The 16,277-nt window shown below is 61.9% G+C and carries 21 protein-coding genes; 2 read left to right on the forward strand and 19 right to left on the reverse strand.

Features of this window, described 5'->3' with window-relative positions:
• Positions 1-5 precede the first annotated feature (5 nt).
• From MchiMG62_RS05795 to MchiMG62_RS05830, 8 genes are all read right to left on the reverse strand, one after another.
• Positions 6-1,373, reverse strand: coding sequence for a Ni/Fe hydrogenase subunit alpha (locus MchiMG62_RS05795; protein WP_221058323.1), 1,368 nt, complete (start codon positions 1,371-1,373; stop codon positions 6-8).
• Positions 1,370-2,287 (reverse strand): NADH-quinone oxidoreductase subunit B family protein, encoded by a 918-nt coding sequence (locus tag MchiMG62_RS05800; protein ID WP_221058325.1) that lies wholly within the window; start codon positions 2,285-2,287, stop codon positions 1,370-1,372. The genes MchiMG62_RS05795 and MchiMG62_RS05800 overlap by 4 nt, the downstream gene beginning before the upstream one ends.
• A gap of 10 nt (positions 2,288-2,297) precedes the next feature.
• Complete coding sequence (locus MchiMG62_RS05805; protein WP_054848121.1) at positions 2,298-2,861, reverse strand: hypothetical protein; 564 nt, start codon at positions 2,859-2,861, stop codon at positions 2,298-2,300.
• Positions 2,861-3,103 carry a 4Fe-4S dicluster domain-containing protein gene (locus tag MchiMG62_RS05810; RefSeq protein WP_048184822.1) on the reverse strand — a complete coding sequence of 81 codons (243 nt, stop codon included), beginning with the start codon at positions 3,101-3,103 and terminating at the stop codon, positions 2,861-2,863. Before MchiMG62_RS05810 ends, MchiMG62_RS05805 begins: the two co-directional genes overlap by 1 nt.
• 307 nt (positions 3,104-3,410) lie before the next feature.
• Entirely contained in the window at positions 3,411-4,199 is a 789-nt protein-coding gene (minD, locus tag MchiMG62_RS05815; protein WP_221058327.1) for a cell division ATPase MinD, read from the reverse strand.
• A 32-nt stretch (positions 4,200-4,231) separates the two neighbouring features.
• Positions 4,232-4,753 carry a hypothetical protein gene (locus MchiMG62_RS05820; RefSeq protein ID WP_221058328.1) on the reverse strand — a complete coding sequence of 174 codons (522 nt, stop codon included), beginning with the start codon at positions 4,751-4,753 and terminating at the stop codon, positions 4,232-4,234.
• Between the two features lie 21 nt (positions 4,754-4,774).
• A complete protein-coding gene (locus tag MchiMG62_RS05825) occupies positions 4,775-5,407 on the reverse strand; it encodes a hypothetical protein (RefSeq protein ID WP_221058329.1) in 633 nt (210 codons plus the stop codon).
• Positions 5,408-5,508: 101 nt separating this feature from the next.
• Complete coding sequence (locus MchiMG62_RS05830; protein ID WP_221058330.1) at positions 5,509-5,985, reverse strand: hydrogenase maturation protease; 477 nt, start codon at positions 5,983-5,985, stop codon at positions 5,509-5,511.
• A gap of 96 nt (positions 5,986-6,081) precedes the next feature.
• On the opposite strand from MchiMG62_RS05830, the gene MchiMG62_RS05835 reads away from it, so the two are divergent.
• Positions 6,082-6,876, forward strand: coding sequence for an ATP-grasp domain-containing protein (locus tag MchiMG62_RS05835; protein WP_221058331.1), 795 nt, complete (start codon positions 6,082-6,084; stop codon positions 6,874-6,876).
• A gap of 45 nt (positions 6,877-6,921) precedes the next feature.
• Here MchiMG62_RS05835 and MchiMG62_RS05840 read toward each other — a convergent pair whose 3' ends face one another.
• The 11 genes from MchiMG62_RS05840 to msrB all read right to left on the reverse strand — a co-directional run bounded on the left by MchiMG62_RS05840 (position 6,922) and on the right by msrB (position 15,681).
• Positions 6,922-7,206 (reverse strand): UPF0058 family protein, encoded by a 285-nt coding sequence (locus MchiMG62_RS05840; protein WP_048112360.1) that lies wholly within the window; start codon positions 7,204-7,206, stop codon positions 6,922-6,924.
• 63 nt (positions 7,207-7,269) lie between these two features.
• Positions 7,270-8,484 (reverse strand): DNA primase DnaG, encoded by a 1,215-nt coding sequence (gene dnaG, locus MchiMG62_RS05845; RefSeq protein ID WP_221058332.1) that lies wholly within the window; start codon positions 8,482-8,484, stop codon positions 7,270-7,272.
• A gap of 257 nt (positions 8,485-8,741) precedes the next feature.
• On the reverse strand, positions 8,742-9,059 hold the full coding sequence (locus MchiMG62_RS05850) for a DUF167 domain-containing protein (RefSeq protein ID WP_221058333.1): 318 nt from the start codon (positions 9,057-9,059) through the stop codon (positions 8,742-8,744).
• A gap of 196 nt (positions 9,060-9,255) precedes the next feature.
• Positions 9,256-10,518, reverse strand: coding sequence for a dihydroorotase (pyrC, locus tag MchiMG62_RS05855; RefSeq protein WP_221058334.1), 1,263 nt, complete (start codon positions 10,516-10,518; stop codon positions 9,256-9,258).
• The gene (locus tag MchiMG62_RS05860; protein ID WP_221058335.1) at positions 10,515-11,429 is read right to left on the reverse strand and encodes a DUF2156 domain-containing protein; all 915 of its coding nucleotides are present in this window, start codon (positions 11,427-11,429) and stop codon (positions 10,515-10,517) included. The genes pyrC and MchiMG62_RS05860 overlap by 4 nt, the downstream gene beginning before the upstream one ends.
• A gap of 6 nt (positions 11,430-11,435) precedes the next feature.
• A complete protein-coding gene (locus MchiMG62_RS05865; protein ID WP_221058668.1) occupies positions 11,436-11,864 on the reverse strand; it encodes a GNAT family N-acetyltransferase in 429 nt (142 codons plus the stop codon).
• 93 nt (positions 11,865-11,957) lie between these two features.
• Complete coding sequence (hypE, locus tag MchiMG62_RS05870) at positions 11,958-12,953, reverse strand: hydrogenase expression/formation protein HypE (RefSeq protein WP_221058336.1); 996 nt, start codon at positions 12,951-12,953, stop codon at positions 11,958-11,960.
• Positions 12,950-13,291, reverse strand: coding sequence for a hydrogenase maturation nickel metallochaperone HypA/HybF (locus tag MchiMG62_RS05875; protein WP_221058337.1), 342 nt, complete (start codon positions 13,289-13,291; stop codon positions 12,950-12,952). Before MchiMG62_RS05875 ends, hypE begins: the two co-directional genes overlap by 4 nt.
• Positions 13,291-13,515, reverse strand: coding sequence for a HypC/HybG/HupF family hydrogenase formation chaperone (locus MchiMG62_RS05880; protein ID WP_011843868.1), 225 nt, complete (start codon positions 13,513-13,515; stop codon positions 13,291-13,293). Before MchiMG62_RS05880 ends, MchiMG62_RS05875 begins: the two co-directional genes overlap by 1 nt.
• A gap of 1,022 nt (positions 13,516-14,537) precedes the next feature.
• The gene (locus MchiMG62_RS05885) at positions 14,538-15,161 is read right to left on the reverse strand and encodes a class I SAM-dependent methyltransferase (RefSeq protein ID WP_221058339.1); all 624 of its coding nucleotides are present in this window, start codon (positions 15,159-15,161) and stop codon (positions 14,538-14,540) included.
• A 31-nt stretch (positions 15,162-15,192) separates the two neighbouring features.
• Positions 15,193-15,681 carry a peptide-methionine (R)-S-oxide reductase MsrB gene (gene msrB, locus MchiMG62_RS05890; protein ID WP_054847934.1) on the reverse strand — a complete coding sequence of 163 codons (489 nt, stop codon included), beginning with the start codon at positions 15,679-15,681 and terminating at the stop codon, positions 15,193-15,195.
• Positions 15,682-15,772: 91 nt separating this feature from the next.
• Between msrB and MchiMG62_RS05895 the strand changes: the two genes are divergently transcribed.
• Positions 15,773-16,240, forward strand: a complete 468-nt coding sequence (locus MchiMG62_RS05895; protein ID WP_221058340.1) for an FxLYD domain-containing protein — start codon at positions 15,773-15,775, stop codon at positions 16,238-16,240.
• Positions 16,241-16,277: the final 37 nt, after the last annotated feature.

Here is a 16,277-nt window from a genome sequence, read left to right on the forward strand (position 1 = left end):
TCTCCTCACGTTCTCCGAACGCATTCTATCTTGAGGGGCATCCTCCCGATCGCGTGCGTTGCGCACGAGATACAGGGGTCATACGCCCTGATGATCATCTCGATGCGGTTTGCTGCCCCTTCGGTCAGCGCTCCGTTCTCCACCACCCGGCGTGCCATATCCTCCACGCCGCGATCCATCCCGTAGTTATTCTGGCAGGTCGCCACGATCAGGTTGCACCGCTCGATGATGCCGTTCTCATCGACGGTATAGTCGTGGATCAGAGTGCCCCGGGGAGCCTCGATGATCCCGACGCCCCGACGGTTCACGACCGCTCCCACCGGCGTCCGGATCTCTGAGCCGGTGATGCCCGGGTCGGAGAGCAACTGGACGGCCCGCTCGCACGAGGCGAGGAACTCGATGTAGCGTGCCAGGTTGTATGCGAGCGTGGCCTGGGTGAGGGTGCCGAACCACTCGCGGTACTCCGCGAGAGCGGCGTCCGCGTGCTCCGTGCCCATCTTCTGCACGATGTTGAGCCGGGCGAGCGGCCCGACCCGGTAGTAGTTTCCGCCTTTGAACCGGGCGAACTTCAGGTACGACCAGTCTTCCGAGTACTCCTCGATGAAGTTCGTGTAGTCCTGACCCGAGAACGAGCCGAGGTGGTTCCCGTCCGGGCCGAGCATCATAGCAGGCCCATCACAGGTCGAGTAGACCCCGTTGTTGGCCATGCCGAGGAACCCGGTCGTTACTGCCCCGAACTCCGTGTCGACGCCGTCGAGGAGACCGCGAGCGAGATCCCATCCCTCGCGCGCGATCCCGAGCGCCTCGTTCGCCATAGTCATCAGCTCGGCTCTCTTCCCTTCCGTGAGCGGCGTCGACATCCCGCCGGGCAGCGCGTTCGACGGGTGGATGGGTTTGCCGCCGACCGCCTCCGTCAGGCGCTGACCGAACTTCCTGGCCGCAATCGCCTTCTTCGCAAGATCCGGCGAGTGGCGAGCAAGCCCGATGACGTTCCTCTCCTCCGCAGGCGCGTCGTGTCCCAGGATGAAGTCGGGAGCCGCGAGCATGAAGAAGTGGAGGGCGTGGGAATGGATGAACTGCCCGATGCTCAAGAGTTCCCGGAGTTTCTTTCCGGTCGCGGGCGGTTCGACGCCGTAGATCTGGTCGGTCGCCTTCGCTGCAGCCAGGTGGTGCGCCGAGGGGCATATCCCGCATATGCGGGGCGTGATCCGAGGTGCCTCCTCGATTGAAGCGCCGATAAGGAACTTCTCGAATCCCCTCAGTTCCACGACCTGGAAGTGGGCCGAGTCGACCTCTCCCCGGTCGTTGAGGTAGATCCTGACGCCTGCATGACCCTCGATCCGGGTCACCGGGCTGATCGTGATCTCTTTCATCTGCTCCTCTCCTTTACCAGATCCCGGATCTTTGAGTTCTCCTTGTCTTCCATGATCAGGCTCCCGATGGTGAAGGCATACATCGTGTGTGCGACGTCGTAGAGTTCCTTCTCCACCTCTTTCTGCGGCTTATCGGTGAGATCCGAGATTCTTCGCACCATCATGCCATAGATGTCCCGGCAGGGCTCGCGAAGGATATCGAGCGAGGGGCCGTTGCACCCGTGGCACGGGATGTTGTTTTTGGGGCACGACGCGCCGCATCTCCCGAAGGTGACGCTCCCGAGGCAGAGATAGCCCTGCCCGAGCAGGCAGTGTTCGCGGTCGGGAACACCCTCGTGCCGGCGCTTGAGCGTCCAGTTCTCGACCTGCCCCATCTTCCTGTCGCATTCCGAACAGACGGACTTGCGCGAGAGTTCAAGGGTGTTTCCCGAAACCATCGCCGGGATGAGGTCTCTCAGGAACGCCTCTTTCGGCGGGCAGCCCGTGACGTAGTAATCGATCTTCACGAGATCGCCGACCGCGAACGCCCGGTAGAGGAACGGCGGCACGTCCGTCGGGATAACCCCGTCGGGCTTCGTCGTCGCCGCCTCCCGGTAGACGCAGGAGAAGATGTCCTCGTTCGAGCTCAGCATCGAGAGACCCGATACGCCCCCATAGCAGGCGCAGGTCCCGAGTGCGACAAGTGTCTTTGACCGTTTCCGGATCTTTTCGAGGCGCTCGCGGTTCTCTTCGTTGCGGACGGCTCCGGTCACGAACGCTATATCGATATCCTCAGGAGGCTCCTTGACGTCCATGATCACCGGGGAGTAGACGATCTCCGCTTCCGCGAGGATGTCGAGCAGCATCTCGTGGAGGTCGAGCACCGCGATCGTGCATCCCGAACACCCTGCGAGTTCTTCAATAGCAATCTTCATCGTCCTCGCCTCATTTCAGGATCAGTTTCTTCAGGCAGGCGTTCGGGCCGGTGTGAACGATCTCCAGTTTGGCTTTCCTGCCGGTGATCTCCTCGACCGCGCCGACGACGTACCCGAAGAGGGTCTGGCAGAGCGGGCCGCCCTGGTCGAGACCGTTGCGCCGGAGCGTCTGGCGGACGATGCAGTCGTGGAAGACGAGGTAGATGAACGTCTCGCCGTTCTCCTCGATGATAAACGTCTCCTTGTCCTCGGGCTTCCAGACCTCGAACGAGTACTGGCCCCGGAGCAGGTCGGAGAGTTCATGGAGTGCTCCCTCCACGTCCTCGCGCTTCTGGAAGTACTGGGCGACCTCGTGACCGAACTTCTTCCCGGCGCGGTAGGTGACGGCATTTGCCCCGCGGCCGGCGATCTCCTCAAGCGACCTGATCACGAGGCCGTTGAGTTTCATCACGCCGTGGAGCGTATGTTCCAACTCTTTTGGTTTCGGTGAACACTCGAGGGGAATATCCTCGGCACGGTAGACGAGATCGGAGTGAAAAGCCTCGTGCATCTCATCAATGTATCCGGCGCTCATCAGACCACCTTCCGAAGCATTTCACAGACCTTGATGTCGATGTAGTGTCTCCGGGCGGCGTAGATGCCCCGGTGCTCGAGTGCCTGAGCCGGGCAGATCTCGTGGCAGGAAAGGCATCCCATGCAGTTGTTCGGCCTGACCGCGACACTCACGTTGTCCTGGAGTTCGTACACGTGCATCGGGCAGTCCTTGACACAGAGACCGCACCCTACGCACGCGTCCTTATCCACATGTATCTCCATTGCGAGCCTCAGGGAGTGGTTAACACTTCCTGCTATTAAAAGTATATAGTTTGTTCGCTAAGAGCATCTCTCACGCAGAAGAATATTTCTGATTTTATGCCGTTTTACTTCATTCTAGGGTTGTACAGGGCGTTTTAGAGTTCATGCAAAAATAACCGTGCCGGCGGCGGCGGGAAGGACGCTCTCTCCCTGGCGCCTCACGCAGCCGGGACCGGTATCGGCGGGGTCGGCTCCGCATTGCTCTCCGTGCGAAAACGAATCGATGAAAGGGGGTGATGAGCGTGATAGGTCTTGCCGACCGCAACGATCACGCTTTCGTCCGGAAGAGGGCACGGGCAAGCCGGTCGACAAAGCCTTCCCGGGAAGGTTTTGTCTCTTCCTCGGTGTACTCGATGCCGGCTATATCGGCGGAAAGGCGCTTGAAGGCACGGGATGCACCGGACGAGGGGTACTTCACCACGATCGGCGACCTCCCGGCAGATGCGCGCCGGATGTTCGGGTCTTCAGGTATGATCCCGAGCACCCGGACCCCGAGGAGTTTCTCCATCTGTGCGCTGTTGAAATCGTTCCCGGTGGCCGCGACCCGGTTGATGATCGCCCCTTCGACATGCCCGCCGACGGTCTCGGTCAGGATCTTTGTCTTTAATGAGTCGACGATCGAGGAGATCTCGGGATTTACCACGAGAATCACCCCGTCGGCAATCGTCAGCGGGATGACGCCGTCCCTGCTGATCCCTGCAGGAGCATCCAGGATCAGGATTTCGAACTCGCTCACGAGGTCGGTCATGATGTCCTTGAGCCGGTCGGGGTTCGATTGCTGGAAGCCCTGGAGGGAGAGCCCGCACGGGACGACCTTCACGCCGAACGGCCCGTCGTAGATGGCGTCCCGGACGCGCGCTTTGCCGGCCAGCACTTCGTGCAGGGTCACCGGGAGGTTTTCAAGCCCGAGAATGAGCCCGAGATTCGCCATTCCGACATCGGCATCCAGAATGCATGTCTTCTTTCCATATTGGGCCAGCATCGGACCCAGATTTGCTGTGACCGTCGTTTTGCCGGTACCGCCCTTACCGGACGCAATCGTGTATACTTTTACCATGGTGATCACTCGCTGTTTTGATCTTCCCGCTCTTACACCCAGTGCTGCAGGGTTTCCCGGATATCGTGCTCGAGTGCGTTCGTCTGTTCACCGGAGAGATGCCCCGATGGGTGGGCGATGCCGACCACCGTCTCTCCGCGGTAGGAAAAACCAAGGAGTTCCGCTCCTTCCTCGTCGTGCAATCTTCCCTGTGCGTAGAGATGACTGTACCGTGCGGCCTCGTCCTCGCTGCCGGACTTCGTCGAGCCGATCAGCAGACCGTCTGCGGTCGCCAGCGTCAGGGATGCAAGACTGTATTTCTCGCTGATTGCACCGAGCGTCTCCTCAAGGCTTCCCATCTTCGCGGGCTCGATCGGCTTCGAGGGAGGCGTGGAGACTGGCTCGGCGAGATCCGGACCCCGGGGCGTCCCCGGCGTTACTGAAACCTGGGGAGAACCCTGCCCTTTGATTGCCCGGGATAACTCCGCAAGGTAGTACGTAATGCCAGTAAAACCGGCTACCGTTATTATCGTGAGGAGGATGAGGAAAAACTGGATAGTGCCTGTTGAATCCATTCTGTTACCAGCTCCTGAAGTTTAGGTCTCTTTGTCCTTGATGAGGTGGTCGAGGTGGATCTTCTTGAGCATGTCTTTGCAGTTCAGTTTGAAACTGCCGACCAGTTGCTCGACGTCCATCTCTTCCATGTTCTGGACGAGCGCATCGATCTCGTCACCTCCCGATTGAGACGCCTCGGCCGTCTCCTGTGCGGGTTTCACTCCCGGCATGGGAATATGATGCACCTCTGCGGTCGGTTTCGGACGACGCCTGGATGAAGAGACCGCACCGACACCCTTCGGTCCGGCAGGTGGCGTTGCTCCTCCCGGAGCACCTCTCCCCGCCGACGGCCGGCCGGATCTCCCGGGCGTCCCTATCGTAAACGGGGAATTGAACTCCAGAGCGAGCCGTACCTGTTCGGGCGTCAGAAGGTTCAGTTCTGCCGCCACCTCGTCTTCTCCGCCATCTAACACCGTGTCCAGTGCGTGCTGCCCTTTCATGCCCCCATATTCGGCAAGCACAACCTCACCGTCGTTCAGCACAAGGATAACGCTCTCGCTACCCAGAACAATTGTGCAGATCCCGGTGAACCGTTCTGCGTTAATCTCATTTGTCAGGGCGCGGGTTGTCGTGGATTTGATTAGACGATGGAACCGGCCGCGTGGCAGTTGCATTCAGAGACTTTTAGCTCAGTGGTATATGATAAATCTTGTTATTTATATCCACACGAAGGGGAGTCGATACGCAGTAATTCAGGTGGTATGGTGACGCCTATCTATGATCTGCTCTCCTGATCACCGGTCCACTCCCTGAGGATGGTGAGGATCTTCTGCTCGGCAATCTGGATCCCCTCTACAACCTCCGGATCGATATCCCTGCTGAATGCCTGGATCTCGCCTACTTCAATCCCGACGGTCACGATCTCTCCGGCATACCCGAGTTCCCGGGCAAGCGTCACCACCTCGCCGATCCCGATGTCGTGGAGCGCGTATACCGGGATATCCCACGACGGCGGGACTTCAAATGTACGGACTTCTCCGATGCGGTCGCCGATACCCACCATCGCATCGACGATAACCACCTGTTCGTAACCTTCCATCAGCGGGATCAGACCAAACCCGCCGGTGCCGCCGTCGATCGCATCCACACCGGGCAATCTCCCGTCGAAGAGGTGCATCACCGAGATCCCTGCCCCGTCGTTCCCCATGAGGGGGTTTCCGCACCCGATGATACATACCCGGCTCTTCTGCATGTTACCTTCCCTACCGATTATATCCGTCAAGGTACAAAATGGTACTGAAAATTCCCCGACCGTGAACTGCCGTTCCGGGAGCGGGATGTGAGGCGCATGATCCACATCGTACCAAAACCGACCGATACGCCGGACGACAACTCGACCGGCGCTGTTATGCGTGAACTGGAGAGAGCCGATGCCCGATACGGGGTTCTCGATCTCGGCGCAGTCAACTCCCTCGACTCCGGGCTTGAGAACGAACTCATATGGGTCTGCGGTATCCGGCAGGACGGGCACCAGTTCGAGACCTTAAACGTGCTCTCGCTCAATAACCGGGTGATCAACACGCCCGAAAGTATCGTTGCCTGTGCATCCAAGGTGATGACGACGGCACTCCTCCTCGCAAACAATGTGAGGACGCCCGAGACGGTCTACACGCAGTCCGAGGGGCAGGCGCGGCAATTCCTCCAGCGGCACGGGAAAATTGTCTACAAACCGCTCTATGGGTATGACGGAAACGGTATCCGGCTCGTGACGGGGCCCGGTGAACTCGGGCCGGGGCCCTGGTACCTGCAGGAGTACGTGAAGAACGACCGGGACTTCCGCGTCTTCGTCCTCGGCGGCGAGGCCGTCGGTGCGATAGCCCGGGTCTCCGATACCCTGATGCACAACATCCACCAGGGCGGGATCGGGATGCCGGTCGCGATCGACGAGGAGATGCGCGCCACTGCCGAGGCGGCGGCGGCGGCGATCGGGATCGACTACTGCGGGGTCGATCTCCTCCTCGATCGCGAGGGGTACACCGTCCTCGAGGTGAACGGGACGCCGAACTGGCACTGCATGGCGGCGCCCATCCCGAAACTGCTCGCCCGATACCTCATCGAGCGCGAGCGCGAGATGCGTGCCTGAAGGAGAGGGGCGGGGGCAGGGGGCCTCCGGCCCTGCATAACATTCTTATTGGAGATATTCTATCTCTTTCAAGGTCTTCTCGGCAAGTTCCTTCATCCGGGCGGAGATCCGGCCGGATGACGAGAACTCCACGTCCTTCATGGCGTTCGCAAGTTCCGTGCCGAGCACGAATATCGCATACTTATGTTCCATCTTGCTCTTATGCACCTGAGAAGGGTCTATCTTCAACGCGTAATATTGGGAAAATTTCAACTCCGGGTTCTGCAACTCAAAAAAGTCTTTAATCTCAGTAAGAATCCCATGTAAGGCTATCAACTCTTCCTTGTGCATATTCTCTCCCAGAGATAAAAATGGTGGATATAAATATATATAAATTTGCACCGGGGATAACCGTCACCCTATCTTTATGAGTCTTATGGAGAGCGGGCGCTTTATTATCCCCTTAAAGTCCCGGGCAGCCACGAACTCGAGGTCCCTCCCCCCCAGCTGATCGAGGAGTTTCTGGTCGATGATACGATCGACGACAACCCCCTCGACATCGCCGTTCAGGTTCTGGAGTGCGCCTTCGACATCGGTTGCGTTGGATTCCAGGAGGACGGTGTAGTCCGGTGAGAGGAACCGCGCAATCTTTTTGTCCCGGACGTCGGCCATATGTTCCCCGAGCGTCGAGGGGGGCTTTGGGCCCCATTCACGGCGCGGCGACTGCTCGTTCTCGTCCGCATCGGTGGGAGCCCGAATCCCGGCGCGGGCTGCGCGTGCAGCCCCCTCGTTCTTCTCGTCGGCGGGAGGCTGGTCGATAACCCCCACTGCGGGCACCTTGTTCCGGAGCGCCTTGACGATCTCTTTGCGGCTCATCTCCTCGACGCTCTTTCCGCGGGGACTGTAGGCCACAAAGTCGATCTCGGCGACCTGGAGGAGCTCGCGAAGGATCAGTTCTCCGCCCCGGTCGCCGTCGAGCAGGGTCGTCACGGTCTTCTGCGAACAGAGATCGACGATGATGCGTGGGACGTTGGTTCCTTCGACCGCAACGGCGTTCTTGATCCCGCAACGGAGCAGGTTGATGACGTCGGCCCGCCCCTCGACGAGGATGATGGCGTCGGAGTCCATGACGTTCGGCCCCGCGTGCACCTTCTCTTCGCCGAGGTACTCGAGTTTCTCGATCCTGATGGTCTCCCTGACCTCGTCGAGGAGTTCGTCGCTGTTGATGGAGCCCTCGTCGAAGTCTTCGAGGAGGAGTTCTTTGGCGCGCTCGACGATCCTGCGCCGCTTGGTCACCCGGATATCCTCGATCCGGTCGACCTTCACGTGCGCCGTGCACGGCCCGACCCGGTCGATCGTCTCGAGCGACGAGGCGAGGAGCGCGGTCTCAGCCCGGTCGAGTGAAGACGAGATGAGTATCTCGCCTTTTGTCTCTCCTCGTTTCGTGGTGATCTGAACATCGATCCGGCCGACGCGGCCGGTTCTCTGTAAGTCGCGCAGGTCGAGGTCTTCGCCGAGCAACCCCTCGGTCTGGCCGAAGATGGCGCCCACTACGTCGGGTTTATCTACCACCCCCTCGATCTGCAGGATAAGATGAATAAGATACTTTGTGGTATCCGGTGAGTACATGGAGTCTTGCCTCCTTTTGTATGGATAAGCCTGATGCCGTACCCGCATGGGTTTTGATCTGCGCGGACGTACGGGTTAATCATATATCTAGGGTGCAATTACTTAAATCAGATGGCGAGTTCGGCGCAAGTTTTTTTAAAAGATGAATCCCGGGCTATGCCCCTGATGGAGAGCATTTTTCCACGTCGTTCTGTATCGCTCGTTCACGGCAAAAGCCGTTCTGTCCCGGGTATCCCGCTTTTCCTGTCCGCACCGGGTCAGGTCCCGGCGGTCTCCAGGCACGCGAGAGCATGAGATCTCGATACGCCGGCGATTGCCACGGTCTTCGAGGAAGACGTGTGTCCGGCGATGATGGTCACGTCGGCGCGGGAGACGCCGAATATCTCCGCGAGGAGGTCGGTGATAGCGCGGTTCGCTTTCCCGCCGACGGCGGGGGCCGTTATCTGGCACTTGATGCTTTTGCGCCACTCGTTGTAGCCGGCAGGAAACGCCGATCGTTTTGCACCCGCCGTGACATCGAGCGTGATCGTCACCCCGTGCGGGGTCTCGGCGACGGCATCGACGTAGGTCTCCATGAGAAAAGTCCTCTCGAAGGGATGTCGCCCGACACTAACGATCGGTGTTCACAGGCGGCTTTTGCCGTTCCTCACCCGATCGAACCCATATGCCGGGCGTGCCTGTCGCGCACCTGGGTTGTCCCGCGGATCATGTCCGGGCGTCTCGCCAGATGATCACCCGGGGACCTATAAGGTGCGCTTTATCGGCCTTGTATTATTTATTCTGCAAAGATAAATATCCTTGCCCGGGATACCACGCTGCACAGGCTTCCCGGAGATCGCCGTGGGCGTAGGCCCGCGTTCCCCCGACGACCACCTTTTGTGGGAAGATCGCGTCGAGCCCTTCGAACGGCGACCAGCCGCACTTTGCGTGGAGGTGGGAGGCGTCGATCCGGGTGATCTCGTCCGGGTAGAGGGCGTAGTCCGCCCGGTCGCCCGGCTCGAATCCCGCGCGCGGGATGCCGAGGATGGCTGCGGGTCTCCACGACGTCTTCTCGATAACCGAGGCAAGGGTGATCCGGCCTTGCTGCACCGCCGCCATCAGGAGCGGCACCATCGTCTCGACCCCGGGGATGCCGGAGGGCGCGGTCTCGAAGGGCACCCCCTTCTCTTGAAACGTGTGCGGGGCGTGGTCCGAGGCGACGACGTCTATCCTGTCCCAGCACGACCATAGATTGCGCCGGGTCACCTCGTCCCGGAGGGGGGGGTTCACCCGTGCTCTGGTCTCGTCCGGATCGAAGTTCTCACGCGAGAGGAAGAGGTGGTGCGGCGTCACCTCCACCGTGCCGCGCGCGGCCCTGACTGAGGCGGCGGTGCTGAGGTGGCAGAAGTGGAGCCGCAGCCCTGCCGGGGCGAGGGCCGAGATCGTCCGGACGGCCCGTGCCTCTCCTTCGCCGGACCGGGCGCGGTCGTGGTCGGCGAGCGTCGCCGGTGCCCGGCCGGAGACCTCCTCGGCGTGGACGGTCGCGACCCCCCCGAGGGCGTGGATGTTGGCAAACAACTCCTTGAGCGTCTCTTCATCGAGCCCCTCGCCGTAACTCGACGGAGCGGCGAAGGTCTCCCCGAAGGCCATCGCGCCGGCTTTCCACATCCCGTCAAGATCGGCCCCCGGCACGACGCCCGCGTTCACCGCGAACCCGCATACGGCCCGCTCCTCCGCCTCGCGGATGCGTGCCCGGAGGAGTTCGGGCGTGGTCAGGGGGGGGACTGTGTTCGGCTGGTCGACGACGACCGTCACCCCGCCGGCGACCGCGCTCGTCGTCCCCGTCCGCCAGTCTTCCTTCCCGGCCTGCATTCCTCCCCGCATGTGGACGTGCATGTCGATCGCACCGGGGAGGCAGGTGTACCCGGTGCAGTCGATCGTCTCGTCGGCACGCACCGGCGCACCGACGTGCCGGACGATACCGCCGGCGACGACGATATCGGCGCTCCGGCCCGTCGGGAGCGTCACGTTCCGGAGCACCAGGTCGGCGTTCATCGGCAGCACGCCTCCAGGTCGTCCCGGGTCACGTAGTAGACCTTGACCATGCACGCGGGATGGTAGCGCGTCTTCGACTCCCGGAGCCCGGCGACGCCCATATCGCACTCCCGGTTGACGTAGCGGTAGCGGTTCCGGAGCCCGGCCGCCGTCTCGGTCGTGATCACCTTGTAGATGCTGCGGTAGGTCTCGGGAAGGGCTTTCTCGAAGTGGACGACCGCCATCGATTCGTTGACCGGCCCGACGATCGATATCGCCCCGATGGTGCCGCCGATCCTGACGAGCCATCCCTCGAGTTCGGTGGCGAAGAAGTTGTTCGCGGCAAAGAGGATGGCGTCTTTTTCGTAAGCAAGAAGGGGTTCGGAGTCGCAGTCCCGCCACTCGCACCAGACGACCAGGAACTCCCAGACCTCCTCGATGTTCTCCTCCGTGATCTTCTCGACGGTATACGCGTATTCCCGCCCGAACCGGTTGACCTGGCGGCGGATGGTGGCGTAGTCCTTCCCGGCGAGTTCGGCGAGGTCTTCGGTCCGGTAGACGTAGTCGAAGAAGTCCCGGTTCTCGTGCAGCGGGAGGTCCGGGTAGGCCTCCCGGAGCCACTCCTCGTTTGCCGGGTCGAGAACCCGCAACGGTATATCGTTCCCCTCCCGGAGTGCGAGGTCGATGACGTCCTCGAGGAGATCCGGGTTTCTCGGGCCGATCGGCATCCGGAACGCCGTCACGCCGTCGATGGTGCTCGAGAGGACGATCGAACCTTCGACCTCTACGAAGCGGTAGTCAGCGTAGTGGTTCCAGCAGACCATGTTTGCGAACGTGTTGTCGCTGTGCACCTGGGGGTACTGCCGGTAGTGCCTTGAGAAGAGGTCGCGATCGTCCAGGCTCACGGGTTTGAAGTCGGCAAATCTCAGCATGTCTCATCAGTCTTGTGGATACCACCGCATGGGTGTGTGCCCTTCCATCCTCCGGAAACCGAGCGCGGTGTAGAACGGCTCGGTTCCGGGTTCGGCGACGAGGGCGACCCAGGCGACACCTTTAGCCGTACAGTAATCGAGCAGTGCAGATAAGATCATCGTTCCGATGCCGTGGCCGCGGTACCCGGGGAGGACGACCAGGTCCTGGACGTAGCCGTCCGAGACCCCGTCCGAGATCACCCTGCCCATGCCGACCGCTTTGCCGGTCGTCCGGTCGACGGCGACGACGAAGGCGAAACTCCCTTCGATGAGGGCGGTGAGGTCGGCAGGATCCCATCGCTCGTCCCACCAGCCGCCGGCCCGGTAGAGATCGGCGATCGTCTCAACGTCCCAGACGTTCACCAGGCGCACCTCGATGCCCGCCTCCTCCGTCATCGTTTCATGCCTCTCCATAAGAGTGCTCACGGCGTTTATCGTATATGACAGGCGCGGGTCACGTCCGGGCGATGCAAAAAAATGTCGTGTCTTTCAGCAGACACGCGGAACCGGGTCGCCGACCGGCGGTTCGATGAACCGCTCTCCGCCGATGGCGGTGCGCATGACCACGTTCGAGCCTTCGACGACCTCGCCGACGATCGCGGCGTCACGCCCGTAGGGGTGGCTCCGGAGCGCCGCGAGGACGGCCTCCGCATCATGGGGCGCGACCCCCATCACGACCTTGCCCTCGTTCGCCACCTCGAGGGGGTCGAGGCCGAGCATCCCGGCGGCGCTCCGGACGCTTGCCCGGAAGGGGAGAGCCTCCTCCTCGATGACGACGCCGACGCCGCTCTTTCTCGTCATCTCGTTGATGGCGTTTGCAAACCCGCCTCGTGTCGGGTCTTTCATGGCGTGGATGTCCCCGGCGGCGAGCGCCTTCTCGACGAGCGGCCAGAGGGGAGCGACGTCGGACTTGATCTGGCCGCCGAAATCGAACCCCTCGCGGTGGGCCATGATGGCGATGCCGTGGTCGCCGATGGTGCCGCTGACGATGATCGTATCTCCGGGCTGAAGGCCGTTGTCCCGCACCACCCGCTCGGCGACGCCGATGCCGGCGGTGTTGACGACGATGGTGTCGAGCGCGCTCCGCTCAAGCACCTTGGTGTCCCCCGTGACGAGGCTCGCCCCGCACTCACCGAGTGCTGCGTCCATCGACGCGACGATCCGCTCGAGGTCGGCGACCTCGAAGCCTTCGGGGATGACCATGCCGCACGAGAGCGCGATCGGCCGCCCGCCCATCATCGCGAGGTCGTTGATGGTTCCGCAGACGGCGATGCGCCCGATATCCCCTCCGGGGAAGAAGATCGGCGAGACTACGTGGTTGTCGGTCGTGAAGACGATGTTCTGACCGTTCAGTGGGATGACTGCGCCGTCGTCCAGCGATTCGAGCCCGATCCCGCCGGCGTTGTTGTGCTCGAGGTTGGTGATGACGCGCAGGAGCTCGCCCATCACTTCGCCGCCGGCACCGTGCATGAGGTTGACTTTCATTCTTCGTCCACTTCTATCTCGATGTTGGTGACTACAATTTCCATTCCTGCAACGATCTCCGGGAGTTTCCCGCACCCGGGGCAGACAAACCGCTCGTCCCCCTCGTAGCCGCAGGAGCAGCGGGTGCGTGCCTCGACGTCCCGGCACGAGAGTTGTGCCCCCGATAAGAGCGGGTCGTCCTCGATGATGACGTTGAAGAGGAACGCTACCTGTTCGGGGTTCACCATCGCCAGTTTGCCGACATCTACAGAGACGCACTTCACCTCTTTTGCGTTGTTCTCGATCGCAGCCCGGCGGGCGGTCGTGTAGATGTCGTAGGCGATGCTGTACTCGTGCATTACTCCTCCATCGCGGCGTAGACCTGCCTGAAGACCTCGCGGGTCTCAAGCCCCTCCTCTCTGCTGAGGCGCTGGATGGCAAACCCGACGTGGACGAGCACGAACTCCCCGACCTTCACGTCGACGAGGTCGAGCCTGACCTCCTGCTGCAGGTCGCCGAAGTCGACGACGCCGATGTTGCCCTCTTTTATCTCGAGTACCTCAGCGGGCATTGCAATACACATGACCTCTCTTCCTCATCTGTTGTTGTGTCCGAATGTCAAAAAAGATTGACCATGCTGCACGGAGGGGCCCGGGAGCAGCCGCACCGACCGGCGCGGTTCGCGCATCCTCCGTATTCAGGTACGTATAAGTCGGTTCGGGCGGGTAAAAAGGTATGTCTATCCCCGGTTCCGGCCGCTGGAGGGGTGGAGGGCGTGGCCGACCGTGGGGCGCCGGCGCCGCCGGCCCGCGCCCTTTTGGTGTTTGTGCCCGGGAGCGTAATCTTATGGGAGTACCGTATCTATTCCCGCCTGTCCCTGTGCAGTGGACGGTGGTGGCCTGCCGCCCGCCGGTGCTCGAGATCCTGAATCGAAACCCTTCGGGTTTCTCATCCAAACCTTCGGCATACCCTAATCGGAGAGCATAATTCCTAGAAATCTGCCATATGAGGCCTATTCTAGGCGTTGAGGGTGAAACGGCTTTCCATTGGGTATCGCCATTGGGGGAGGCGGCTCGCGGGGAGGGGGCGTGCCCCCCTCCCCTGTCTCTACCTTGTACTCGGACATCTGTAACCCCCACCACCCGCGCTTCGCGCTCCTCCCGCCCCCAAGGGGGCAGGCAGTGCGTGGCGATAGGCGATGGAAATCCGTGCATGGGGTTATGCGATATTCCGATGGGAACGACAGTCTGCAGGATGCGATGGCCCGGAGAGTGCGACGTTCCAACGGAACGGAGAATGAGAGGACCAAAGGTCTTCGAGTCCAGAGTTTGTCTTTTGGGACGACCTCATCCTCAATGGGGAGAGACCGGGGGGATGCGCCCTCGCACCTGCGGTGCTCAAGCTCGCTATCGCTCACGCCTCGAAACCCTGCGGGTTTCTCGAACTCCGTCCTTTCAGGACGTCGTTCTCCGGAGCGGCGTTCCCGCAATGGCGATATCCCCACTGTCCAGTGCATCGGGGCGAAGGGAGAAAGTGGTTCGTGTCAACCTCAAGTATACGTACCTTTCAGACCGGGATCCGGCCGCCCTGAGTGCAGAACCCTCTCTACCCCTCCCGGCGAAACACCGCCTCCACCTCGGCCCGGGGGAGGTCCTCCCCCCTGACCCGCATCCGCCAGCGGTGCGTCCGGACCGAGACCGCCACGAGCGGCGCGAAGAGTTCCGCCGTCTCGGCCTCGGTGAAGTAGTGGGTGATGATGCCCTCGCCCCGCCGGAACGTCCACGGCTCCGTCTCCGTCCCCTTCCCGGCGCGCATATCCTCGACGGAGAAACTCCTGAAGAAGAGCGTCCCGCCGGGCCTGAGCACCCGGACGGCCTCGGAGGCCACGGCCTTTCTGCCCTGCGCGGGGAGGTGGCCGGCGACGTGGACCAGGAAGACCGCATCGAACGCCTCGTCCCGGAACGGCAGGTGCTGGGCGTCGGCTACGGCAAGACCGATCTCCGCCGTCGCCGGGCGGCGCCGGGCGAGGGCGGCGGCCTCGGGAGAGATATCGACCGCGGTCACGCGCGAGGATCGCCGGGCGAGGGCTTCGAGGGTCTTGCCGTTTCCGCAGCCGACCTCGAGGACGGCGGCATCGGCAGGAATCTCCGGGAGCGGCGCTGGCGCTCCTCCCCAGAGGTTTCCCCGCCTCCGGTAGTCCTCGTCCCAGGGGGATGGTTGGGCGGTCACTGATCAGTGGGTCGGCGCCGCTCCCGGATAATCATTCGCGCCGGCCGGGGAGATCCTTCTGCCGCACGAATCGGAGCGACGCCGAGTTCATGCAGTAACGTGTATGGGTCGGCGGCGGCCCGTCGTCGAAGACGTGGCCGAGGTGGGCGTTGCACCGCCGACAGAGCACCTCCGTCCGGTTCATGGAGAACCGGGTGTCGGGTTCCGTCCTGATGTTCCGTCCGGAGACCGGTTTTGTGAAACTCGGCCAGCCCGTCCCTGACTCAAACTTCGTCTTCGAGGAGAAGAGGTGGTTGCCGCAGCAGACGCAGACGTAGAGGCCGTCCTCCTTGCAGTCGTGGTACCTCCCGGTGAAAGCCGGTTCCGTGCCCGCCTTCCGGGCAATGGAGAACTCTTCCGGCGTCAGGCGGCGCCGCCACTCCTCGTCGGATCTGACGACCCTCTCGACCTCCTCCATCTCCCCGGTCACGGCGTTGCAGACCAACACCCTCCCGGCGGTTTCTCCCGTCTCCCTGATCATCGTCCCGGCCATTGTCCGGAGAGCAGATAAATCGTTCCCCGCCCGGATGCGTTTTCGCATCCGTTATATACCCGCCGGTCGATGAACCATCATGGAGAGAGACCCTCTTCCGGGAAGGAATTTTGTAATCTTTATCCTCCTCGGCTGCCTCTTCGGCGCTGCCGTCACGGCGGGCTGCATGGGGGATTCCGCGGAGCCGGAGCCGGAGGACCCGACCCCGGAGGCGACACCGGGCGCTTATACCACCTACTCCCCCGCCGGGCCGAAACCGTCGTTCTCGGCCAGCGTCACCACGCCCGAGAAGCGAATGCGCACCGACGGATCCTGCTACTGGACCGTGACGGGAACGGTGACCAACGACGGTGACGGCCCCGCGAGAAACGTCGTCATCCGGTTCATGCTCATCGACGACCAGAGCAGCATGATCCGGGCGACCGAGACCGTTCTCGCTCCCCGGTTCCAGGCGGGCGAGACGAAGATATTCACCACCAACCCACTCCCCGGCGACTGTGACCGGCAGTATCACGCCGAGATCGACGTCACGCACGACATCCCGTAAGGCTGCGGGTAAAGGGTTATCCGGGATACGGGTTTAT

The sequence above is a fragment of the Methanoculleus chikugoensis genome (genome assembly GCF_019669965.1).
Taxonomy (GTDB): Archaea; Halobacteriota; Methanomicrobia; order Methanomicrobiales; family Methanoculleaceae; genus Methanoculleus; species Methanoculleus chikugoensis.